The organism is Roseburia sp. 499 (genome assembly GCF_001940225.2).
In the GTDB taxonomy this organism is placed as follows: domain Bacteria; phylum Bacillota; class Clostridia; order Lachnospirales; family Lachnospiraceae; genus Petralouisia.
The window spans coordinates 3208683-3231954 of the sequence record NZ_CP135164.1 but is presented as its reverse complement, the minus strand read 5'-3'; the positions used below and the strand labels follow the sequence as shown (position 1 = coordinate 3231954).

The window sequence follows — 23272 nt, the reverse complement described above, 5'->3', positions numbered from 1 at the left end:
TAACATCATTATAATTGCTTTATTTCAAAAATACAATAGAATATGGTGGCATTTTTATTTCTTCTTTTGAAGAAGTAATCTCACTTCCATCTACTGTAAGATAATTGCAAACAGACATTTTCTCCATTCCCATGTCTTTTAAAGAAACTTTTGTCTCCTCTGAGGAGGAATTGTAAATGATTCCAATACTATCATCCTCCCATGTTTTTGTCAGGGCAGATACATTTTCCTGCGTAATACCGGTTACAACCTGAATGGTTCCTCTTGCTATTTCCGGATAAGTATTACGGATTCGAATTGCCTTTTTATAATAGTTGTAAATAGAGTTTTCATCCTCCATCTGCTCATCTACCGGGGCAAACTTCTGCTCCACTTTATCTGCTCCAACCGGGTCATTTGCAATTCCCGTCTTATCCTTATCAGACCAATACATGGCAAGACGCTTATTCTCATCCTTTTTTCCACTGCTTGCCATTCCAATTTCTTCCCCATAATATACAAAAGGGCTACCACTTTCTGTCAGCAAAAGTCCGGCTGCATACTTAATCTGATCCTGATTATAAGCATATTGAGCAGCTACTCTTGTGGTATCATGATTACTAATGAATGGTGCATCAATATAAGCCGGATTCTGTGCTCGATACTTGCTGTCTATACTTTCCACTGCTTCTGTAAAACTTTTATCGCCGCCTATTCCTAATACAGTTTTTCCAATTCGACCATCAACCTGAGACATTGGAAAATTAAATAAGCTGGTAATTCCACTAGCATAATACTGTGCAATCGTGTCAGACTTTTCCCACACTTCCGCTACGATATATGCATCCTTATCCACACTCTTCACATAATTTGTAAACCAAGATAAAACTTCTACGTTCTTTTCAACCTGACCGGTATAGTATTCTTTCGCCGCATCCAGCCGGAAGCCATCTACTCCCTTATCCAGCCAGAAAGATGCAATATCTTCAATTTCTTTTCTTACATTTTCACTTGCAAGATTCAAATCCGGCATCTGGTCCCAAAATACACATTCATAATACCAATCGCTATTTCCCACCTTATGCCAGGTATCAATTCCACTCTTATCCTTAGCAAAATTATAATAATCTACATACTTACACTGTGCTACATCCGGCTCTGTTCCTTCCGGAAGACTCTCCAAATAATCACATGCTTCTATAAACCAGGGATGAGATGCAGAGGTATGATTAATTATTGTATCAATAATCAGATTAATTCCTCTTTTATGACATTCCTCAATCAGTTGTTCCATATCCTCCATGGTACCATAAGCTTCATCGATACTATAATAATCCTTTACATCATATTTATGATACGTGTCAGAAGGCATAATTGGCATTAACCAGATTCCGTTAAATCCTAAATCTGTATCTGTTTTGTCATCTCCGTCATTTATATAATCTAATTTTTCAATAACTCCTTGTAAATCCCCCATTCCATCGCCATCACTGTCATAAAAGGAACCAACAAATATTTCATAATAATTGCGATAATTATCATCTATAATATTTAATGCCTCTTTTTTCTTCTCATTTGAACACGCGGTAGAAAAACTTCCTGCTAACAGGCAGACCGTCAGGAGTAACGCCTGTAATCTTCTTTTCATTCCCTTTCTCCTTTAAAAAAAGGAGAGGCCTTTCCGCCTCTCCCTTGATATTTCTCTCCGTCTTTGCGGACAATTGTTAACCTTTTACTGCTCCACTCATACCTTCCACATAATATTTCTGTGTAATCATGAATAAAATTGCAATTGGTATAGATACTACTACTGCTCCTGCAGCGAAACATGTATACCAGGAATCAATGTACTCTTTCTCTAACATTTTCCAAAGACCAATGGATACCGTATAATATTTTGCATCTGCACGACAGATAACTTTTGCAAAAATAAAGTCAATCCATGGTGCCATAAAAGAAGTCAAAATTGTATACACAATGATTGGCTTACTTAATGGAATAGTAATTCTAGTGAAAATCTGCCATCTTGTAGCACCATCAATAATTGCCGCTTCGTCCAGTGACTTTGGAATCGTATCGAAGAATCCTTTTGCCACATAGAATCCAACACCACTTCCTGCTGAGAATACAATAATTAACGCAATACGAATCATTCCGCCTTCTACCAGATTCAATGCTTTCAAAATGTAATACACTGAAATCATAGACATAAAGGATGGGAATAATCCCAGAATCATTGCAATATTCATAAACGGTTTTCTCATTTTAAAACGCATTCTTGACATACAATAAGATACCGACAATACAAATACTGTTGATATAATACAAACAAAGATTGCAATGATAAGTGTATTCATGAACATTCTTGGAAAGTTCAGAATACTAGTATCTGTAAATAATTTAATATAATTATTAAAGGTATATGTCTTCGGCAAGAAAGTCGTTACATAAGAACCTTTTTCTCCACGGAAACTAGTCACTACTACCCAAAATATTGGGAGCACCCAGATAAAGGCTAAAATAGCCAAAATCACATGTACAAAGATATTTTTAACTGTCTTACGGGCTTTTCCTGCTCTTATAGCTGTATTACTCATTACATGAATCCCTCCTCATCTTTATAGGATGCGGTATTTCGATAAGTTATTAACGAAACAATTGCCAATACAATGAATGTCATAATACCAATTACAGCACCCAAGTTGTAGTAACTCTTATCAACCGTTAACTTATACAGCCAGGTAACCAAAAGGTCCGTGCTTCCCGCTGTATCTCCAACTCCGGTAGGATTTCCGCCTGACAGCAAGAAGATAACATTGAAGTTGTTGATATTTCCTGTAAACTGTGTAATCAAATATGGTGTCATAACAAACAACATATATGGTAATGTGATTTTAAAGAAAATCTGTACCGTATTTGCACCGTCAATCTTAGCAGCTTCATAAAGTTCTGCCGGAATATTCTGCAAAATACCCGTTACCTGAAGCAAGGTATACGGAATACCTACCCAGATATTAATAACAATAACGGTTACTCTTGCCCACATTGGACTAGAAAAGAATGGAAGTGCTGTATCTATAATTCCATACTTCAATAATAAGGTATTAACAATACCTGTCGGCTGTAACATACTTCTCATAATTAACAAAGATACGAACTGCGGTACCGCAATGGAAAGAACAAAACAAAAACGCCAAAATCCCTTTGCCTTCGTTTCTTTACGGTTAATTACAATTGCCAGTATCATACCGAAAATATAGTTCAATACTGTTGCAAATACTGCCCAAATTAATGTCCATCCTAATACAGAATAGAACTGTCCTCCGATACCATCTCTGATATTCAGAATCTTCTTAAAGTTATCAATTCCCACCCAATCAAATAATACCATCTTGTCATTCAACTTACTGTAATTCGTAAATGCCATTGTGATATTATATATCAATGGTAATATGGTAAATACCAAAACGCCCATGATTGGGGCTCCCAATAACAATTTATGTAAATTTTGATTAAACAAACTCTTGAAGTCTTCTTTAAATGTGTTTATATGACTTCCTTCTTTTGCTAAAAGTTCTGCCTTATAAGAACTTTTCACAGCATCACGCCATACAATAATAAACATGGCAGTAACAAACAATGTTGCTACACCAAATAATAAAATCAAATTCGACTGATCTCCAGCCTCATACTCAAAAATACTCTTCTCTTTATTCCAAACTTTTTGTTGCTCTCTCCATCCTAAGGAAGGAAGCATAGATAAACTATAAAAACCATACTGAATCATGTAAACTAACCAGCTGATTTCAACTGCCAGATACATTAATCCCTTTACAATCTGTTTATGCGCAATATTTCCAAGTCCCATTATTAATAGGGACAATTTTGTAATAACATTTCCTTTTGTTATTGCACCGATAATGGTATAAGGACTCTTAAATTCCTCTTTATTCTTCTTCTCAGCCTTTTTCACTTTACGGGCCTCCTATTATCACTAAAAGCCTCCAGGGTGCCACAACTCGGCATCCTGGAGTCTTTCGTTTTCCTAACGATTAGCTACGTTATTCTATTTTTCAAGTGTCTCGATAAGATTATTCTGCAAGATCAGTGTTCATTGCTGTATTCATTTCTTCTGTCTTGTCAGCTGCATTATCATGTGTAACTTCACCAGCAATGATTGCTTTACCCATGTTTTCTGCTGGGCTCCAGTACTGACCCATCTTAGATACTAACGGCTGTACAATAGATGTATTTTTCATAACATCTGCTACTGCCTGTGCAATTGCATCACTAGAAACATCAATGTTTGTATTTGTAGGAAGAACGTTTCTTGTCTCATAATGAGCTAACTGTGATTCTTCACCTGCAAGATAAGCTGCTAATGCCATAGCTACTTCCATATCATCTGCATTTGGATTTACACCAATTGCTTTAGATCCCATGAAAGATTTTAAAGTTCCTTCTGCATCACCAAAGTTAACTGTAGGTAATGCTGCAACACCCATGTTTTCACCAAGTGCTTCTTCTACAGAAGCTGCATCCCATGTTCCGGAGAATACTGCATTTACAGAACCATCACGAAGTCCTGCAAGACCAGCTCCATCTGCGTCATTGATGAAGTTTGGATTAGCTGCTAAATCTACTAAGTAGTTAGTAACTGCTGCTGCTTTATCTCCACCGAAATCGATTCCTGCTGCTTCATCAGTTCCATCACCGAATAATGTACATCCGTTTGCAGCATAGAATGATGCAATATACCAAGAGTTAGTTAATGGGAAAGAAACTTTTCCTTTTTCTAACATTGTATCAAGGCTCTTAATATCATCTTCAGAGAACACACTCTTATCATAGTACATAAACCATGTATTAGAAGTAAATGGGAATGCTACTACAGCATCATTGTATGTTACAGAAGATACAATAGATTCAGAGTTGTTTGCTTTGATATCATCTAAGTAACTTCCACCAATTTCAGCTAATCCGTTTACGGATACTAAATCAGGAATGTTGTCGTTAGCCAGCATATATACATCTGCGCTTCCCTCAACGTCATTCTTTACTGTATCTTTTGCTTCACCTTCTGGGCATACTCCATATTCAAAAGTAACGTTCCATTCTGGATGAGCTTCATTAAATGCTTCACACTGCTGTTTTAACCAGCCTGTATCCTGGTCTTCCTGTGGACTCCATACAGTCAAAGCAACATCTTTTGTTTCTCCGCTAGCTGCATCCTTGTTGTCTTCTTTTGTTGTTTCTTTCTTGTCATCATTTCCTGCATTATTGCTTCCGCATCCAGCTAATGTTCCGATTGCCATAGCAGAAACTAATAATAAAGATACAAGTTTCTTTTTCATTACTACATCCTCCTATAATAAATTCTTCTGTTTCAGATACCTCATCTGATACTCTTATTATACTTTCGAAGAATTTCAAGGTAAATATAAGCATTTTTTGAAATATATCAGATTTCTGTGTTTTTATATAATTTATATAATTTTTATAAATATAAAAACGAGCACATATGTCTCTGCATACATGCTCATTTTTATCTATTTCTGAATTAACACTCCTCCTGGGAGCAATTTCCCGTTCTCATACTTTCTTGAAAACAGTATTTCTTTTTCCGGTATTTCCTCTGTTTTATCGGAGCAGTTCATATAAACAAACAGTTTATAATCCCAATCTAATTTTATGTATTCAATTACTCTTGGATTTGGAATTTCATTTGGGAAATGAAAATGAAGACTGCGGAAAATCTCCTGACTTTTTCGTAACGCAATCAACTTTTTCATCTGCTGTATTCTTTCCTCATATACACCAGCCTCAATTTCATCCCAAGGCATGCATCGACGACAATCCGGATCGTGTCCACCCTCCATAGCAATCTCTGTTCCATAGAAAATGCACGGACTTCCTGGCATAGTAAAAAGCACGCACAATTCTTGATAAAAAGCGTCTTCATCACCAGTCCTGGAAAACAACCGGTCCGTATCATGCGAATCCAACAAGTTAAATAATACATTGTTGTTCTGTTGCATATACATAGTATAGCACCGATTAATGGTATGCTCAAAATCTATCTTTGTCAGGCTCTTATCTACCCAGAAGTCATTAATGCTACTGGTAAGAGGATAGTTCATAACAGAATCATACTCATCTCCTGCCAGCCATAAAGAAGCATCATTCCAAATCTCACCCAAAAGATAAATATCCGGTTTAATACTCTTTACCGTTTTTCTTATGGTCTTCAAAAACTGATGAGAGACCTCATTTCCTACATCAAATCTTATTCCATCAATATCAAAATTCTCAACCCAATAACTACATACCTTCTGGAAATATGCCACCACCTCTGGATTGTTGGTGTTTAATTTAGGCATTCCCGCTGCAAAAGCAAATGAATCATATTTTCCATCTCGGGTATCCCACACTGTGGTATCGAAAGGCCACTTATGCACCATAAACCAATTAAAGTACGGTGATTCTGGTCCCTTCTCTACCACATCCTTCCAAAACGGAAAACTGGTACCACAATGATTGAATACACCATCCAGCATAATCTTCATATCGCGTTTGTGCATTTCTTCTACCAAACGTCCAAATACTTCCTTATCTCCAAACTGGGGATCAATTTCCATATAATTCTTAGTATCATACTTGTGAGTAGACGGGGACTCAAAAATCGGCGTCAAATAAATCCCCGTTACCCCTAAGTCTTTTAGATAATCCAGCTTTTTAATAATTCCTTCCAAGTCTCCACCATAGAAGTCTTCATTCCTTACCTTCCCCTTCTTCCATGGTTTTACCTGTTCAGAATTCCTTGCAGGATTTCCATTACAGAACCTATCCGGAAAAATCTGATACCACACCATATGATTGACCCAATCCGGTGTTTTGGCAATATCAGAAGGATTCATCCATGGGAATATAAAATACTGAAACATTTTAGCGGATAGTTTTTGCTGTTCCCCATTGATAATACCATCTTCATAATAATAGTACCGTTCTCCATTACTCTCCAATATAAAATAATATTTTAGTCTCTTATATTCCGGAACGACTGTGGTAGTCCAAAATCTCTGATACTTTAAATCCTTTTTGTAAATGATTTCTTCTTCTGTTCCACTCCAGCCTTCTGCTCCTCCAGCAATACCGCTGCTGTATGGATCTCCATAGCAAATCCATACCCGGTCCACTTCATATCCGGTCTTGATATTTACAATCATTTCTCGTTCATTCCGTGGATAGCAATATGGCGGTTCTGTCTTATGGTAAATTTCTGCAAAATTCATGCTGTCTTCTCCTTGTACTACTAAACTTATTTCCAAAACTTATTTTATACTTCCAAAATAGCTCCCACAATAGCGAAAAATGGACTTCACAAATTTACAACACGTTTCCAAAAAATTTTATATTCAATTTTTTTTAATATAAAGTTATTATAAGTATGGAAATTTTTTATTTCTGTTTTTTATAATTATCTCCCTTTACATGCTTACAGCCACCGACGTTACCCCCGTCAGTGGCTGTAATACTTTTTACAAAAAGACCACTTGCTTCAATTGCAAATGGTCTTTTTTACTTATGCTTTTTTCATTTGTTCCTTTTTATCTAAAAACTCCATTATAATATCCACAGCTCCATCAACTCCAACTACACTGCTGTCAATTGTAAGCTGATATCCGTTACTATTATTCCAGATTTCATTTGCATAGTATTTATGAAATCCAGCTCTTGCCTTATCTTCCTTTTCTACCAGCTTCTTTGCTTTTGCCATACTGATATTCCGACTCTCTGCTGTTTTCTGAATACGATATTCCTCCGGCGCATGAATAAATACACTTGTCATATCCGGATTATCCTTCAAAATATAATTTCCGCATCTTCCTACAATAACACAATCCTGTTTTGCGGCAAGCTGACGAATGAATTCAAATGGAACTTCTCCATGTCTGCCGGAACCACTATCCAATGCAATTACATACAAAAGACTATTTACCGGTTCTTCTTCATAGAATGCTCTTAGTTCATCATACTTATCTGACTTTTTTGCCTCTGTTGCCATAGATTCCTTATCATAATATTTAATTCCCAGCTTCTCTGCAAGCTTTTTTCCAATCACATGTCCATAGCTGCCAAATTCTCTTCCGATTGTAATAATCATAAACCCCACTCCTGTCTGTTTTATTATCTTTATTATATCACTGCCCTAAAAGATTGCAAATTATATTTTACATTATATTTGCATAAAAAGAAGCCATAATTACCGTTAAAAGACCTGCTACCGCAATAGCAAGACTGCTCATTGCTCCCTCTATCTCTCCCATTTCCAATGCTTTTGCTGTTCCAACGGCATGAGCAGCTGTTCCTATTGCAATTCCCTTTGCTACCGGCTCTGTAATACGGAATATTTTACAAATCAGTTCTGCCATCATATTTCCAAGGATTCCGGTAATAATAATAGATGCTACTGTAATGGTAACAAGTCCGCCCATTTCATCTGCCAATCCCATGCCAATTGCCGTTGTAATTGATTTTGGCAGCATGGTTACATATTGTTGATGATTCAGCCCGAATAACTTACTTAACAGCAACACACTGGTAAGACTGGTGATTACCCCGCTAGATATTCCTATAATTACCGCCTTCGCATTTTTTCTTAATAAATGAAGCTGCTGATATAAAGGAACCGCCAGGCATACTGTTGCTGGTGTCAGCAGATAGCTCAAATATTTTGCACCACTGTTATATGTTTCATAATCCACATGAAATACGACTAAAAACAAAATTACTACTACAACTGCTATTAAAAGAGGATTAAAAATTGCCATCCTTAGTTTCTTTTTTATTAAAATTCCTACTTCATATCCTAAAAGACTGATTGCCATTCCAAAAAATATGGACTCCTGTACCAAACTATTCATTTTTTTCCCTCTTTTCCATCCGTATAATTCCTTGTGTTATTTTTCCAGTCACTCCCATAACTACAATAGTAGTAATAATAATAATTGCACCTATCGGAAATATAATATCTCTTAATTCACCCCAACTATCCAGCAATCCTACTGATGCAGGAATAAACATAACCGGCATGATTTCTATTAAAAAGGTGCTTGTCTCTTCCACTTTTTCTACTTTAATAATTCCCGTACACAACGCCGTAAGCATTAATATCAAACCGTAAATACTTGCAGGAATAGGTAATGGAATAAACCATTTTAGAACTTCACCTATGAATGATATAAGCATAATGATAAAAAACTGTTTCAAATATTTCATATTCTTACTTCCTTTCAATTCCTTTATGCTATACCTTTTTTTTCTATCCGTCAAACCATGTATATGATTTTATGCATTATTTTTTATTATCGCAACAAAAAACATTTTAATTCTTACCGGAACTACCCTAAGCAATCTGTTCAAAAACCCTGGAACTATAATTTCTTTATTTTTCATAAGCTTTTTATATGCATACTCTGCCACTTTATCTGCCGGCATAGCTCCGGCAGGTGTTTTTTTTCCCGTTCTATGAAAAAATTCCGTATCCGTCGTTCCCGGACACAAAGTACACACCTGGACACCGTTTTTTGCAGCTTCCCTGCGAATGGCTCTACTATAACTTAGTACAAAAGATTTTGTTGCATAATATGATGCCGTATATGGGCCTGGCTGAAACGCTCCAGTAGATGCTACATTTAAAATTTTTCCTTCCTTACGCTCATACATCTCCACTAAAAAAAGTCGACACAATTGTACAACTGTTATCATATTCAACTGCATCATTTGTTCTTCTTTTCCAAAATCAATATTCTCTGCCGATCCAATTAAACCGATTCCAGCATTATTTATTAATATATTAATCTCCAATCCATCTTCTTTTATTCTTTTATATAATTCCTGTGCTGCTCCTATTTGTGCCAAATCCTGCGCATAAACATAAATTTTTTCTCTATACCTATCTTCTAGTTCATCTTTTGTCTTTGCTAATTTTTCCTGATTAGATGCCACCAGAACAACCTGATAGTCTTCTTTTAAAAAATGCTGTACTAATGCTTTTCCAATTCCACTAGTACCTCCTGTTATAAGAACTGTTTTCATTTTTTCTCCATGTATAAGATTTCATATGATTATAGTCCAAAATCTATAATGAAAATTTATCTTGATTATATTATAAACCTCTTTTTATTCAAAAAAGAGTTTCAGAACTAATTTCTGAAACTCTTAAAAGGCGCCGACCAGATTTGAACTGGTGATGAAGGTGTTGCAGACCTCTGCCTTACCACTTGGCTACGGCGCCTTAAGTTATTAAATTATAACAAATACTGAACTATCCGTCAAGACATTTCAGTAAAATGACTCCTACGGGAATCGAACCCGTGTTACCGCCGTGAAAGGGCGATGTCTTAACCGCTTGACCAAGGAGCCTTATTATGAGCACTTAGCGACCGTATTCTGGTCGATTACGTGCGATACATGTCGGCGCCCTTAGTGAGGTTCTTTCGAACTTAGTAGCCGACGTTTCCCATTATTAGATAATAAAAAAACTCCCCGAGTAGGACTCGAACCTACGACAGCGCGGTTAACAGCCGCGTGCTCTACCGACTGAGCTATCGAGGAATAATAGTTATATACCTTAAAAAGTTCACACAGAAATCTTCATCCGTTCTTGGTCAAGCCCTCGACCGATTAGTAACAGTCAGCTACATGCATTACTGCACTTCCACCTCTGCCCTATCTACCTTGTACTCTTCAAGGGGTCTTACTTCCTAAGAATGGGATATCTCATCTTGAGGGGGGCTTCACGCTTAGATGCCTTCAGCGTTTATCCCTTCCGGACTTGGCTACTCTGCCATGGCATTGGTATGCCAACAGATACACCAGTGGTCCGTCCATCCCGGTCCTCTCGTACTAAGGACAGCTCCTCTCAAATATCCTACGCCCGCGCCGGATAGGGACCGAACTGTCTCACGACGTTCTGAACCCAGCTCGCGTACCGCTTTAATGGGCGAACAGCCCAACCCTTGGGACCTGCTACAGCCCCAGGATGCGATGAGCCGACATCGAGGTGCCAAACCACTCCGTCGATGTGAACTCTTGGGAGTGATAAGCCTGTTATCCCCAGGGTAGCTTTTATCCGTTGAGCGATGGCAATCCCACTTTATACCACCGGATCACTAAGTCCTAGTTTCCTACCTGCTCCACCCGTCGGTGTCGCAGTCAAGCTCCCTTCTGCCTTTGCACTCTACAAATGGTTTCCGACCATTCTGAGGGAACCTTTGAGCGCCTCCGATACCCTTTCGGAGGCGACCGCCCCAGTCAAACTCCCCGCCTGGCATTGTCCCACCGCCGGATCACGGCGGCTGGTTAGAAATCCAATACTGCAAGGGTGGTATCCCAACAGTGGCTCCATTGAAACTGGCGTTCCAACTTCTAAGCCTCCCACCTATCCTGTACATGCAGTACCGAATCCCAGTACCAAACTGGAGTAAAGCTCCATGGGGTCTTTCCGTCCTGGCGCGGGTAACCAGCATCTTCACTGGTACTTCAATTTCACCGGGTGCATTGTCGAGACAGTGCTCAAATCATTACGCCTTTCGTGCGGGTCGGAACTTACCCGACAAGGAATTTCGCTACCTTAGGACCGTTATAGTTACGGCCGCCGTTTACTGGGGCTTAAATTCAAAGCTTCGCTTGCGCTAACCTCTCCTCTTAACCTTCCAGCACCGGGCAGGCGTCAGCCCATATACCTCACCTTTCGGTTTTGCATAGACCTGTGTTTTTGCTAAACAGTTGCTTGAGCCTATTCTCTGCGGCCCATCAAAGATGGGCACCCCTTCTCCCGAAGTTACGGGGTCATTTTGCCGAGTTCCTTAACAATGCTTCTCCCGTCGGCCTTAGGATTCTCTCCTCATCCACCTGTGTCGGTTTACGGTACGGGTACAGTATAAACAATAGCGGCTTTTCTTGGTACATGGCTCACATGCTTCGCTACTTTAGTTCGCTCCACATCACGTCTTCGGATTGCTAAGCGGATTTGCCAACTTAACTCCTACCTCGCTTGTACCGGTCTTTCCATTCCCGGCTCATGCTTTCCACATACGTCCCCACAGTTCTGTTATACTGCAGTACAGGAATATCAACCTGTTGTCCATCGACTACGTCTTTCGACCTCGCCTTAGGTCCCGACTTCCCCAGAGCAGATCAGCTTTACTCTGGAAACCTTGGATATTCGGCCGGAAGGATTCTCACCTTCCTCTCGCTACTCATTCCGGCATTCTCTCTTCCTGACACTCCACAGCTCCTTTCGGTACTGCTTCGTCGCGTCAGCAATGCTCCTCTACCGATGTATAAATACATCCCACGGCTTCGGTGTCATGTTTTAGCCCCGGACATTTTCGGCGCAGGACCTCTCGACTAGTGAGCTGTTACGCACTCTTTGAATGAATGGCTGCTTCTGAGCCAACATCCTAGTTGTCTTCGAAATCCCACATCCTTTTCCACTTAACATGCACTTTGGGACCTTAGCCGGTGGTCTGGGCTCTTTCCCTTTTGACTATCCAACTTATCTCGTATAGTCTGACTCCCATGAATCATCTGACTGGCATTCGGAGTTTGATATTCTTCGGTAAGCTTTGACGCCCCCTAGGAAATTCAGTGCTCTACCTCCAGCAGACTCTCATGAGGCTAGCCCTAAAGCTATTTCGAGGAGAACCAGCTATCTCCGGGTTCGATTGGAATTTCTCCCCTACCCACACCTCATCGCCACCCTTTTCAACGGATGTGCGTTCGGTCCTCCATTGCCTTTTACGGCAACTTCAACCTGGACATGGGTAGATCACCCGGTTTCGGGTCTACTCCATCTGACTTAATCGCCCTATTAAGACTTGGTTTCCCTTCGGCTCCAGACCTTCAGTCCTTAACCTTGCCAGATGACGTAACTCGCCGGACCGTTCTACAAAAAGTACGCGGTTCACCACATAAGGATGTTCCACAGCTTGTAAACACAGGGTTTCAGGTTCTCTTTCACTCCCCTCCCGGGGTTCTTTTCACCTTTCCTTCACAGTACTATGCGCTATCGGTCACTAAGGAGTATTTAGCCTTACGGGGTGGTCCCCGCTCATTCCATCAAGGTTTCTCGTGTCTCGATGTACTCTGGATACCGCCATGTCAACTTATTTTTCGCTTACGGGGCTTTCACCCTCTCTGGCTGGCTTTCCCAAAACCATTCTGCTAAACTCGTTGAATCAATTATGCGGTCCGAACCCCGGAATGCACGCATTCCGGTTTGGGCTCTTTCGCGTTCGCTCGCCGCTACTTACGAAATCGATGTTTCTTTCTCTTCCTCCGGCTACTTAGATGTTTCAGTTCACCGGGTTCCCTTCCATACGTTATGGATTGGCGTATGGATGACTGGAGTCTCTCCAGCCGGGTTTCCCCATTCAGATATCTCCGGGTCATAGGATATTTGCTCCTCTCCGAAGCTTTTCGCAGCTTATCACGTCTTTCATCGGCTCTTAGTGCCAAGGCATCCACCCTGCGCTCTTATTTGCTTGACCTCTTTTACGCGCTGACATAGCGTTGTCATCGCGGGTCCGCATCTTTCGATGCTCGTATCTTTGATACTTGTTATTCTCGGATGTTTGATGTCTTGAATCTTATCATCAATTTTTCTATGTGAACTTTTCAAGGTACATTTCTGACTGAACTTTATCAGTCATTAGAAAACTCAAATCTCTTTGAACCCTCTAATCACTGGTAAAACCAGCTATCTTAACAGCACTTCCCTGCTGATTCAGGTTGGCTTCCGTAAAAGCCCGTTCTATATTAAAAGCTTTTCAGCTTATTTTCTTTTTAATCTGGCAGCCACCTGCTCTCCCATGCCGTCTCCAGCATAGTACCATCGGCCGCTTAGGTCTTAACCATCGTGTTCGGGATGGGAACGGGTGTGTCCCCTAAGCGCATCACCACCAGAAATTCCTGTCATTAAGTTTTTATAAGGAAGTTCGATTCACTAAATTCGACCTTCGCCTTAGGCTCGTTCTCATTAAGTTCCTTCGAACTAAGTTCGCACTAACTTCATCCTTCGCTTCTGCTCGGATTCACCAAGTGCTCTACTTAATAACTCAACAGTGAAACAACTTCTACTCGATTTTCCTTAGAAAGGAGGTGATCCAGCCGCACCTTCCGATACGGCTACCTTGTTACGACTTCACCCCAGTTATCGAACCTGCCTTCGGCAGCTCCCTCCTTGCGGTTGGGTCACTGACTTCGGGCATTTCCAACTCCCATGGTGTGACGGGCGGTGTGTACAAGACCCGGGAACGTATTCACCGCGACATTCTGATTCGCGATTACTAGCGATTCCAGCTTCATGTAGTCGAGTTGCAGACTACAATCCGAACTGAGACGTTATTTTTGGGATTTGCTCCACCTCACGGCTTCGCTTCCCTTTGTTTACGCCATTGTAGCACGTGTGTAGCCCAAGTCATAAGGGGCATGATGATTTGACGTCATCCCCACCTTCCTCCAGGTTATCCCTGGCAGTCTCTCTAGAGTGCCCGGCCGAACCGCTGGCTACTAAAGATAAGGGTTGCGCTCGTTGCGGGACTTAACCCAACATCTCACGACACGAGCTGACGACAACCATGCACCACCTGTCACCAATGCTCCGAAGAGATAGTACATTACATACTAGGTCATTGGGATGTCAAGACTTGGTAAGGTTCTTCGCGTTGCTTCGAATTAAACCACATGCTCCACCGCTTGTGCGGGTCCCCGTCAATTCCTTTGAGTTTCATTCTTGCGAACGTACTCCCCAGGTGGAATACTTACTGCGTTTGCTGCGGCACCGAAGAGCTTTGCTCCCCGACACCTAGTATTCATCGTTTACGGCGTGGACTACCAGGGTATCTAATCCTGTTTGCTCCCCACGCTTTCGAGCCTCAGCGTCAGTAATCGTCCAGCAAGCCGCCTTCGCCACTGGTGTTCCTCCTAATATCTACGCATTTCACCGCTACACTAGGAATTCCGCTTGCCTCTCCGACACTCCAGCCGAACAGTTTCCAATGCAGTCCCAAGGTTGAGCCCTGGGTTTTCACATCAGACTTGCCCTGCCGCCTACGCTCCCTTTACACCCAGTAAATCCGGATAACGCTTGCTCCATACGTATTACCGCGGCTGCTGGCACGTATTTAGCCGGAGCTTCTTAGTCAGGTACCGTCATTTTCTTCCCTGCTGATAGAGCTTTACATACCGAAATACTTCTTCGCTCACGCGGCGTCGCTGCATCAGGCTTTCGCCCATTGTGCAATATTCCCCACTGCTGCCTCCCGTAGGAGTTTGGGCCGTGTCTCAGTCCCAATGTGGCCGGTCACCCTCTCAGGTCGGCTACTGATCGTCGCCTTGGTGGGCCGTTACCTCACCAACTAGCTAATCAGACGCGGGTCCATCTCACACCACCGGAGTTTTTCACACTGCTTCATGCGAAGCTGTGCGCTTATGCGGTATTAGCAGCCGTTTCCAGCTGTTGTCCCCCTGTGTGAGGCAGGTTACCCACGCGTTACTCACCCGTCCGCCACTCAGTCACAGAACAATCAATTCCGAAGAAAATCAAGTTAAGTGCTTCGTTCGACTTGCATGTGTTAAGCACGCCGCCAGCGTTCATCCTGAGCCAGGATCAAACTCTCTAAAAAAAGTTTTTCCTAACCAGAATTGTTTCTGGCTTTTACTGTTTTAAGGTCGCATCTTTTGGATGCTGTCCTGCAAAAAATTCTGTCACTCTTTGCTGACTCTTTCGCCTTCTAAAAGGCGAAAACTCTTAGAATCTTTCAAGGTTGTTTCACTGTTCAGTTATCAATGTTGTTTGTTTTGTTGTCTCAAGCGACAACTTCTACATCTTATCACAGTCATCTGCTCTTGTCAACAACTTTTTTATTTTTTCTAAAATATTTTTTAGAAGTTTGCCGCCGTTTTTAGCGGCGTTGATTATAATATCACGTGTTGTTTCTCTTGTCAACAACTTTTTTGGAATTTTTATTTATTCATTCCTAGTGATAGAAAAAGCTTTCAAAATAAAATTATTTTGAAAGCTCTAACGGAGAAAGAGGGATTCGAACCCTCGCGCCGGTCACCCGACCTATACCCTTAGCAGGGGCACCTCTTCGGCCTCTTGAGTATTTCTCCGAACAAGACATTTTCTAATATAAAATTGTCTCTTGCGTCGTGACGCATACTATATATTACTAAAAGTCATAGCTTTTGTCAACGGTATTTTTCAATCTTTTTACAAGTTTTTTATTTCTTTCCTATTTATGTATGTTTCTTCTATATTATATTATACGCAATACCTGCAATTACGTTATAGGGAGGCATATTCTTTTATTGCAGTTTCATAAAGGTTATTTCCTTCACTGTCCACTACCACGATAACCGGAAAATCTTCCACTTCCAATTTCAAAATTGCTTCTGCACCTAAATCTCCATAGCAAACCAATTCTGATTTTTTGATACATTTAGAAAGAAGTGCTCCTGCACCACCTACTGCCGCAAAGTAAACTGCCTTATTGCGAACAACTGCATCTATCACTTCCTGGGTTCTTTTTCCTTTTCCAATCATTGCCTTCTGCCCCAGGTCTAAAAGTCTTGGAGCATATTTGTCCATACGGCTTGCTGTAGTTGGTCCTGCGGAACCGATAGGTCTTCCTTCTCTTGCCGGAGATGGTCCCATATAATAGATTGTTGCATCTTTAATAGGAAAAGGAAGTTCTTCTCCCTTATCCAATACTTCCATTAATCTTTTATGCGCTGCATCTCTTGCTACATAGATTGTTCCATTAATATATACATAATCTCCCGATTTTAAATCCTTTGTTACTTCTTCTGTAATAGGTGTTGTAATGTGTTTATCCATAATGCCCTCCTTATACTTCTCGAACCACATGACGGTTTACATGACAACAAATATTGATTGCTACCGGAAGTCCCGCGATGTGTGTAGGATAAGTATTGATGTTTACTGCCAAAGCCGTAGTGGTTCCTCCTAACCCTCCCGGTCCGATACCAAGGCTATTAATCTTTTGCAACATTTCTTCTTCTAAGTCTTTTACATATGGTATATTCGAGTGTTCATTTACGGGTCTAGTTAATGCTTTTTTTGCCAAGAGTGCTGATTTTTCAAATGTTCCACCCACGCCCACTCCGACTACCATTGGCGGGCAGGCATTTGGACCTGCATCTTTTACTGCTGTAAGAATTGCATTTTTGACACCTTCAATTCCATCTGCCGGCTTTAACATAAAAACGCGGCTCATGTTCTCACTTCCAAATCCTTTTGGAGCCAACGTAATTTTCACTTTATCCCCCGGCACCATTTCATAATGAATAACTGCGGGCGTATTGTCCTTAGTATTTTCCCGAATAATAGGATCTCCCACTACGGATTTACGAAGATATCCTTCTGTATACCCCTGACGAACCCCTTCGTTAATGGCATCTTCTAACACTGCTCCTTCAAAGTGAACGTCCTGTCCGATTTCTATAAAAATGACTGCCATTCCGGTATCCTGACAAATTGGAATCATTTCCTTATCTGCAATTTCAAGATTTTCCTGAAGCTGATTTAAAATCTTTTTTCCTAACGATGCTTTTTCTGTATCGACTGCTTTTTTTAATGCCTCGTCCATATCTTTGGAAAGATAATGATTTGCTTCGATACACATTTCTTTTATGTTCTTTGTAATATCTGAAGTGGAAACTGTACGAATCATGATTTTTCTCCTTCTCTGTTAAAACAAATGTCTTTCTTTATTATAAAGTTCTTTTCAAAAACGGTCAATCGGTATAAAATATATTTTACTATTGAGTATGACGCAACGTCATAGTGTATAATCCAATTATCAAAAGAAAAGGAGTACACTAAAATGAATTCAATTGTTGTAAAAGCTATTCGCTCTGACAAAATTTATAAAAAAATTATGGAGGCGCCAATCGAAAAAAAGGATGATATCTACCGCTATGAATTAATGCAACCTTTTGAGAAGAAATGGGCTGTGTATCACTGCCCATTGAAAGCAAAACAGCCAAATGGATATGATGTGGTTATGGCAAGCGGAATGTTGGGTTATCTGCCACCTCAAAAAATAGATGCTTCTTCTAAAGAATCCATAACACTTCTTGGCAATGATGACTTTTGGAATCGCTGTCAAAATTCTATTGAAAAGTCTTTCGATTGCTTTTTAGAAGCAGGTTTTGATTTGCCTATAAAGGAATATTTATTTACAATTGTACTAGCTGACCCTAAAAGCCCTTATTCCATTATGAGTAATAATTACAGTGGTGACGGCGGAATCCCGGGGTATATTTTTGGTTCTCTTGTTCCTTCTGAATATACCATGTACCGTTTACCTGCTGCATTAGCTCATGAAACCAATCATAATGTCCGTTTTCAATTTGAAAAATGGACAAATGATATTACACTTGGTGCTTATATGATATCAGAAGGATTAGCCGAAAATTTTGCAACCTCTATTTACGGAGAAGAAATGTTAGGACCATGGGTCGCAAAAACAGATGAACAGACCTTGAATGAATACATAAAACCACTTATGAAAGATGCACTGAACGCTCAGGGTTTTGAAAATATCTCCGCTTATATGTATGGAGACGAACTGGCTAAAATGCAAAATTTCTTTCCGGTAGGTCTTCCTTATTGCGCAGGATATGCTTGCGGCTATTACTTAATTAAGTACTATTTGAAAAAAACCGGAAAATCTATTGTCGAGGCAACCCTTACTTCATCACAAGAGATTTTAAATGAAACAGAGGAATTTTGGAATGAAGAAACAATATACAGTGAATGAACTTGCAGTAATTTCAGGAGTAAGTGTACGAACCCTCCACTACTATGACCAAATCGGATTGCTGCATCCAATGCGTATTGCAGAAAACGGATATCGAATATATGGTTCAAAAGAAGTGGATCAACTTCAACAAATACTTTTTTATCGCGAATTGAAAGTGCCTCTTAAGAAAATTAAAGCTATCATGAGCACACCTGACTATGATAAAGAGAAGGAACTTGAGACTCAGTTAGAAAAACTATTACAGCAGAAAGAGCAGATAGAGCTTTTGATTAACAATGTAAGAAAAACTATCCGTACCCTAAAAGGTGAAACTGTTATGAGCGATATAGAAAAATTTGAAGGTTTTAAACAGAAACTGATTGATGATAATGAAAAAACTTACGGAAAAGAAATCCGTAAAAAATATGGTGATACGCTTATTGATGCTTCTAACGCTAAATTAAAGAATATGGATCAGCAACAGTGGCAAACTACACAGGAATTGAGTGAACTGATTAATGAAACATTAAAAGAAGCTTTTGAACAGGGAGACCCTGCCAGTGAGTTAGCACAAAAAGCTTGTGACTTGCATCGGCAATGGCTCTGTATGTTCTGGAAAGAAGGAACATATTCCAAGGAAGCACACAAGGCTCTTGCAGAAGGATATGCTGCAGATGAGAGATTTACTGCTTATTATGATAAAATCGCACCGGGATGTACGAAATTTTTCCGAGATGCCATTCACATTTATTGTGAGTGATACGAAAGAGGAATACCCCGGCTATTTGCCAAGGTATTCCTCTGCTACTTTTACTGCCTGATATTCTGAGAAGTTAAAGGTTCTAATATTCAAATCCGTATTTTCTTCTATTTCCTTCAGATATCCTTCAACATACCGCCCATTATTGTAGTCAGACTCAAAATCAACTTCTGCAAGTGCCGGAGCTGCATCCAAAGACAGATTGCATAGATAAGAAACATCTTCGTATTCTAACTGGTCTCCCATCTGGGAAATATTATATCTGGCAATCCAGTAATCAAAGTGACTGAAGGAAAGCACCAAATAGAATACTGTCACCACTGCCATCCCAAATCGAAACATAGGAAAATTTTTCTTCCAGATACTCCACATAACGCCTGCCAACAAGACTACTAAAAGTGCCAAAAACCAAAGTACCAGCATTCTTAAAAAAGTCAGATGATAACAGGAAATATATAGAATCATCCGATAAACACTAGAAGCTATCATAACATAAGTGCAACCTGAAAATACCATTAGTATCGTTTTTAACCAACGATTCATTTCAAACAGAGACATACAGCAAAGCACCAATATTAGATTAAAAATGCATAAAAACAACAACTGAAAAAATCCCTGATGTGCATACTCTGCATAAGTATAGCCCTCTGGCAGCATCATTCCGCCACTAAAAAGAAATACAACCTGGATGATACTGAATATCAAATATATTATTGTTATCATTACGGTAAACGTAATTGCTATGATAGGATTTTTCTTCTCCCTTTCTTTCTGGTAATCCGGCATATTATTCAAGGTCAGTGCAGATAGGAAGGTATAGATTCCAAAGAATCCAAGCAACATTAATACTACAACCAAAACTATATTTGGCGAAATCACTATATTTTCCCACAGAACTTGAAAAGCACTTCCTATATAATCGGAAAAAATAGCATCGGCACTATTCAATAGTACAACGACAAAAATTAACATAGGAAATCCAATCAAAACGCCTGTAACAATATATTTCGTATTTGTATTTTTTTGCTCTGTTACCCGCTTTCTTCGGATATATTTTCCCAGATTGGAAAATGGCGCCGCTATCTCCGGTATCATGGAAAAATATAGAAATAGTACGTTGCCGATATACCTTCCCATATTCCACTCGTTTTTCGAATAAACTTGCTGCACCATGAAAACAGTGATTAACAGTAGGATTCCCACCGTATTAAAAAATATGGTAAACAAGTTTGTGGTGAGCATAGTACTGATTCCAAGCAAAACAATTGGTACTATATAATATAAATTTTCTGTTTTCCATAGAATCCCTGATTTTTTTAAGAATAATCCACAAATAATCAATGTCCCAACTGTGATAAGTGGAAAAGTCAGACTTGCATAATTTTTATAAAATGCCACTGTAAAACCAACACTATAAATTAGTGCAGCTATCAGAAAAAATCCTGTATTATGTTCCAGTACTGCATTTTCCGGTCTATACCTCTGTTCCATTGTCTCAAACAGTGGTTTCATTTGATTATTTTTCTGCTCCATTGTCTCCATCGTCATCCCTCCATTCCAGAATATCTCCCGGCTGGCATTCCAATGCTTTGCATATTTTATTCAGAGTATCTACTTTAATGGCCTTTGCCTTTCCATTTTTTAGGATAGAAATATTTGCCATGGTAATTCCTACTCTCTCTGATAATTCCGTCACACTCATTTTACGCTTTGCCAACATGACATCAATATTTACGATAATTGCCATTCTCTTCACCTCTTTTTACTTCTATATGGTAAGCTCATTTTCCTGCTGAATCTCTGCCGCTTTTCGCACTAAATGAGAAAGTGCTGCTGCCGCTACCGTTACTGCAACTCCGATAAAAACTACAATCAGAGATATCAGAAAAACTCCCGGATGATTCATATTAATTACCATAAATACAACATTAGCTGCAAAAAAATATAAACTGTCCAATGCTGCCAATATAGAAATATTTTTCAGGTACTCTGCATTTTCCATGGAAAAAGAATTATCTTTTCCAATCTCAGTGGAAATCTTCCATCCAAAATATAGTCCCCAGTAGCACGGGATTGCTGAAACCAAAACAACAGCTAGCCAGGGGAAATACCATAATGTATATTCCGGCCTAGCATCTGCTAAATCTCTTCCCAATATAGGAATGATATATAAATAGATAAGCGCTCCGCAAATTGCCATTCCTCCAATAATTGCTTTTAACCATTTACTTAAACTTTTCTGGCTCATAAAATGCCTCCCTTGTTTTTCCTTATTTATCCATAGCATACTACTGAAAATACAAAAAGTCAACATATATTTATTGTTTTACAATAAATATATGTTGACTTACATTCTATATTGATTTTATAATTCAATTATTTGACACGGTTGAAAGAAATCTACTTCTGAACTGTCGTGGGTAATATAAATGGTAGTTGTATTAAAAATATGATTTTTCATAAATTCCATTGTTATCTGCTTTTGTTCTTCATCAAGACCTTTAAATGGCTCATCCAAAAACAAAATATCGTGTTCTGCAAGAAGTGCCCTGCAGATAGCCACACGTCGCTTCATTCCACCAGAAAATTCGCTGACTCTCTGGTCTTGCGGTGCATTTATTCCTATAGCAGAAAGCGCCTTTTGTATGATTTCTTTATCTAAATTTGGATTACATAATTTTATATTTGATATGGCATTTAAATTTTCACAAAGACGATCTTCTTGGAAAACTGCACTTTTTCTCTGACCAGAGATACCAATAATCTCTCCACTGTCATAGTTTTCCAATCCCATAAGAATTCGAAGGAGTGTTGTCTTCCCCCTTCCAGAAGGCGCCATAATAATGGTCATTCTTCCCTGTGGAAAAATAGCATTGAAATGATTTAGTATCAAGTTTCCATCATATTCTTTTGTTAAATTTCTAACGACAATATCATTCATAAAATTTCCTACATCTTTTCAAGTTTTATCTGTATCTTTTTCAACAAAAGCAAAAATACTTTTTCAAATACCGTGCTGACAATAATAATCACTAATGTCCATGACAAAAGATCCGGAGTTGCCAGATATACTTTTGCCTGCTGAAGCTTTTCTCCAACAGAACCATTTGGCATTCCAATGACCTCGGCAGCAATACCAGACTTCCAGCAAAGACCTAATGCAATCTCACATCCGGCTGTAAAAAATGGAAAAATCTGTGGAATATACAGGTATCGCATTTTTCTGGAAATGGGAAGTTCAAAGACCTTTGCAAATTCTCTGCTTTCTACAGTGATACAATTAATTCCTTTAAAAGTATTCGTATACATTACCGGCAAAACCATTAAAAAGGATATCAAAACGGAAAGATTCTTGGATGAGAACCATATCAAAGCAAGAATAATAAAGGAAGCAACCGGTATCGTTTTTATGGTCAACATAAGTGGTGTTATCAGCTCACAAATATGTTTAAATCTTGCTGAAAGAACGGCAAGCACCCCGCCCACAAGAGTGCCGAGTAGAAATCCAGAGCATATCCGAGTGGTGGAAAATGCTATGGAAGTCCAAAAATCTGCAGTAGGAACAAGCTCGCACAGTCTTAGAAATACACGAATTGGTGAAACGAGTAATATATCATATCCCACAGCAAGACTCGCTAACTGCCATATTATAAGCCAAAATATAATAGCCCAGGGTTTTACTGATTTCATACAT

Annotated in this window: 18 protein-coding genes, 4 tRNA genes and 3 rRNA genes; 2 read left to right on the top strand and 23 right to left on the bottom strand. The window is 39.5% G+C overall.

What is annotated here, in order from left to right:
* Nucleotides 1-19 precede the first annotated feature (19 nt).
* The 18 genes from BIV20_RS15920 to BIV20_RS15835 form a co-directional block, all read right to left on the bottom strand.
* Nucleotides 20-1627 carry an alpha-amylase family glycosyl hydrolase gene (locus BIV20_RS15920; protein WP_075721865.1) on the bottom strand — a complete coding sequence of 536 codons (1608 nt, stop codon included), beginning with the start codon at nt 1625-1627 and terminating at the stop codon, nt 20-22.
* Between the two features lie 76 nt (nt 1628-1703).
* A complete protein-coding gene (locus tag BIV20_RS15915) occupies nt 1704-2576 on the bottom strand; it encodes a sugar ABC transporter permease (RefSeq protein WP_075721866.1) in 873 nt (290 codons plus the stop codon).
* The gene (locus tag BIV20_RS15910; protein ID WP_075721867.1) at nt 2576-3952 is read right to left on the bottom strand and encodes a carbohydrate ABC transporter permease; all 1377 of its coding nucleotides are present in this window, start codon (nt 3950-3952) and stop codon (nt 2576-2578) included. Before BIV20_RS15910 ends, BIV20_RS15915 begins: the two co-directional genes overlap by 1 nt.
* Before the next feature lie 118 nt (nt 3953-4070).
* Nucleotides 4071-5333 carry an extracellular solute-binding protein gene (locus tag BIV20_RS15905; protein ID WP_075721868.1) on the bottom strand — a complete coding sequence of 421 codons (1263 nt, stop codon included), beginning with the start codon at nt 5331-5333 and terminating at the stop codon, nt 4071-4073.
* A gap of 195 nt (nt 5334-5528) precedes the next feature.
* Complete coding sequence (locus tag BIV20_RS15900; RefSeq protein WP_330554354.1) at nt 5529-7271, bottom strand: glycoside hydrolase family 13 protein; 1743 nt, start codon at nt 7269-7271, stop codon at nt 5529-5531.
* 290 nt (nt 7272-7561) lie between these two features.
* Nucleotides 7562-8143, bottom strand: a complete 582-nt coding sequence (locus tag BIV20_RS15895) for a cytidylate kinase-like family protein (RefSeq protein WP_075721885.1) — start codon at nt 8141-8143, stop codon at nt 7562-7564.
* Nucleotides 8144-8210: 67 nt separating this feature from the next.
* Nucleotides 8211-8903: an LrgB family protein gene (locus BIV20_RS15890; protein WP_075721886.1), complete on the bottom strand. Its 693-nt coding sequence runs from the start codon at nt 8901-8903 to the stop codon at nt 8211-8213.
* Nucleotides 8896-9258, bottom strand: a complete 363-nt coding sequence (locus tag BIV20_RS15885) for a CidA/LrgA family protein (RefSeq protein WP_075721887.1) — start codon at nt 9256-9258, stop codon at nt 8896-8898. The genes BIV20_RS15890 and BIV20_RS15885 overlap by 8 nt, the downstream gene beginning before the upstream one ends.
* Nucleotides 9259-9327: 69 nt before the next feature.
* A complete protein-coding gene (locus BIV20_RS15880) occupies nt 9328-10077 on the bottom strand; it encodes an SDR family NAD(P)-dependent oxidoreductase (protein WP_330554353.1) in 750 nt (249 codons plus the stop codon).
* A 128-nt stretch (nt 10078-10205) separates the two neighbouring features.
* Nucleotides 10206-10276: transfer RNA gene (locus BIV20_RS15875), tRNA-Cys, on the bottom strand.
* A gap of 56 nt (nt 10277-10332) precedes the next feature.
* Nucleotides 10333-10404, bottom strand: a tRNA-Glu gene (locus tag BIV20_RS15870).
* Nucleotides 10405-10523: 119 nt separating this feature from the next.
* Nucleotides 10524-10596: transfer RNA gene (locus BIV20_RS15865), tRNA-Asn, on the bottom strand.
* A 49-nt stretch (nt 10597-10645) separates the two neighbouring features.
* Nucleotides 10646-13535, bottom strand: a 23S ribosomal RNA gene (locus BIV20_RS15860).
* Between the two features lie 298 nt (nt 13536-13833).
* Nucleotides 13834-13951, bottom strand: a 5S ribosomal RNA gene (gene rrf, locus BIV20_RS15855).
* A gap of 187 nt (nt 13952-14138) precedes the next feature.
* A 16S ribosomal RNA gene (locus tag BIV20_RS15850) occupies nt 14139-15671 on the bottom strand.
* Together the 16S, 23S and 5S rRNA genes with 4 tRNA genes alongside form the textbook arrangement of a ribosomal RNA operon.
* A 402-nt stretch (nt 15672-16073) precedes the next feature.
* Nucleotides 16074-16161 (bottom strand) — tRNA-Ser (locus tag BIV20_RS15845).
* Between the two features lie 175 nt (nt 16162-16336).
* Complete coding sequence (locus BIV20_RS15840) at nt 16337-16888, bottom strand: Fe-S-containing hydro-lyase (protein WP_075722047.1); 552 nt, start codon at nt 16886-16888, stop codon at nt 16337-16339.
* A 10-nt stretch (nt 16889-16898) separates the two neighbouring features.
* On the bottom strand, nt 16899-17744 hold the full coding sequence (locus BIV20_RS15835) for a fumarate hydratase (protein WP_075717698.1): 846 nt from the start codon (nt 17742-17744) through the stop codon (nt 16899-16901).
* A gap of 153 nt (nt 17745-17897) precedes the next feature.
* Between BIV20_RS15835 and BIV20_RS15830 the strand changes: the two genes are divergently transcribed.
* Entirely contained in the window at nt 17898-18836 is a 939-nt protein-coding gene (locus tag BIV20_RS15830; RefSeq protein WP_075717696.1) for a DUF2268 domain-containing protein, read from the top strand.
* Nucleotides 18811-19578, top strand: a complete 768-nt coding sequence (locus tag BIV20_RS15825; RefSeq protein WP_075717730.1) for a MerR family transcriptional regulator — start codon at nt 18811-18813, stop codon at nt 19576-19578. The genes BIV20_RS15830 and BIV20_RS15825 overlap by 26 nt, the downstream gene beginning before the upstream one ends.
* 21 nt (nt 19579-19599) lie before the next feature.
* On the opposite strand, the gene BIV20_RS15820 is transcribed toward BIV20_RS15825, so the two are convergent.
* The 5 genes from BIV20_RS15820 to BIV20_RS15800 all read right to left on the bottom strand — a co-directional run bounded on the left by BIV20_RS15820 (nt 19600) and on the right by BIV20_RS15800 (nt 23268).
* Nucleotides 19600-21120, bottom strand: coding sequence for a DUF4153 domain-containing protein (locus tag BIV20_RS15820; RefSeq protein WP_075717694.1), 1521 nt, complete (start codon nt 21118-21120; stop codon nt 19600-19602).
* Complete coding sequence (locus BIV20_RS15815) at nt 21095-21325, bottom strand: helix-turn-helix domain-containing protein (RefSeq protein WP_075717692.1); 231 nt, start codon at nt 21323-21325, stop codon at nt 21095-21097. Before BIV20_RS15815 ends, BIV20_RS15820 begins: the two co-directional genes overlap by 26 nt.
* A 21-nt stretch (nt 21326-21346) precedes the next feature.
* Nucleotides 21347-21826, bottom strand: coding sequence for a DUF2975 domain-containing protein (locus BIV20_RS15810; protein WP_075717690.1), 480 nt, complete (start codon nt 21824-21826; stop codon nt 21347-21349).
* A 117-nt stretch (nt 21827-21943) separates the two neighbouring features.
* Nucleotides 21944-22519: an ATP-binding cassette domain-containing protein gene (locus tag BIV20_RS15805; RefSeq protein ID WP_075717688.1), complete on the bottom strand. Its 576-nt coding sequence runs from the start codon at nt 22517-22519 to the stop codon at nt 21944-21946.
* Nucleotides 22520-22527: 8 nt separating this feature from the next.
* The gene (locus BIV20_RS15800; RefSeq protein ID WP_075717686.1) at nt 22528-23268 is read right to left on the bottom strand and encodes an ABC transporter permease; all 741 of its coding nucleotides are present in this window, start codon (nt 23266-23268) and stop codon (nt 22528-22530) included.
* Between the last annotated feature and the right edge of the window lie 4 nt (nt 23269-23272).

Coding starts and splice junctions, on each gene's coding strand:
- BIV20_RS15810 (WP_075717690.1), bottom strand. CDS start 21,826: ATGAGCCAGAAAAGTTTAAGTAAATGGTTAAAAGCAATTATTGGAGGA.
- BIV20_RS15885 (WP_075721887.1), bottom strand. CDS start 9,258: ATGAAATATTTGAAACAGTTTTTTATCATTATGCTTATATCATTCATA.
- BIV20_RS15830 (WP_075717696.1), top strand. CDS start 17,898: ATGAATTCAATTGTTGTAAAAGCTATTCGCTCTGACAAAATTTATAAA.
- BIV20_RS15815 (WP_075717692.1), bottom strand. CDS start 21,325: ATGGCAATTATCGTAAATATTGATGTCATGTTGGCAAAGCGTAAAATG.
- BIV20_RS15895 (WP_075721885.1), bottom strand. CDS start 8,143: ATGATTATTACAATCGGAAGAGAATTTGGCAGCTATGGACATGTGATT.
- BIV20_RS15840 (WP_075722047.1), bottom strand. CDS start 16,888: ATGGATAAACACATTACAACACCTATTACAGAAGAAGTAACAAAGGAT.
- BIV20_RS15800 (WP_075717686.1), bottom strand. CDS start 23,268: ATGAAATCAGTAAAACCCTGGGCTATTATATTTTGGCTTATAATATGG.
- BIV20_RS15835 (WP_075717698.1), bottom strand. CDS start 17,744: ATGATTCGTACAGTTTCCACTTCAGATATTACAAAGAACATAAAAGAA.
- BIV20_RS15900 (WP_330554354.1), bottom strand. CDS start 7,271: ATGAATTTTGCAGAAATTTACCATAAGACAGAACCGCCATATTGCTAT.
- BIV20_RS15905 (WP_075721868.1), bottom strand. CDS start 5,333: ATGAAAAAGAAACTTGTATCTTTATTATTAGTTTCTGCTATGGCAATC.
- BIV20_RS15820 (WP_075717694.1), bottom strand. CDS start 21,120: ATGGAGACAATGGAGCAGAAAAATAATCAAATGAAACCACTGTTTGAG.
- BIV20_RS15920 (WP_075721865.1), bottom strand. CDS start 1,627: ATGAAAAGAAGATTACAGGCGTTACTCCTGACGGTCTGCCTGTTAGCA.
- BIV20_RS15890 (WP_075721886.1), bottom strand. CDS start 8,903: ATGAATAGTTTGGTACAGGAGTCCATATTTTTTGGAATGGCAATCAGT.
- BIV20_RS15825 (WP_075717730.1), top strand. CDS start 18,811: ATGAAGAAACAATATACAGTGAATGAACTTGCAGTAATTTCAGGAGTA.
- BIV20_RS15880 (WP_330554353.1), bottom strand. CDS start 10,077: ATGAAAACAGTTCTTATAACAGGAGGTACTAGTGGAATTGGAAAAGCA.
- BIV20_RS15915 (WP_075721866.1), bottom strand. CDS start 2,576: ATGAGTAATACAGCTATAAGAGCAGGAAAAGCCCGTAAGACAGTTAAA.
- BIV20_RS15805 (WP_075717688.1), bottom strand. CDS start 22,519: ATGAATGATATTGTCGTTAGAAATTTAACAAAAGAATATGATGGAAAC.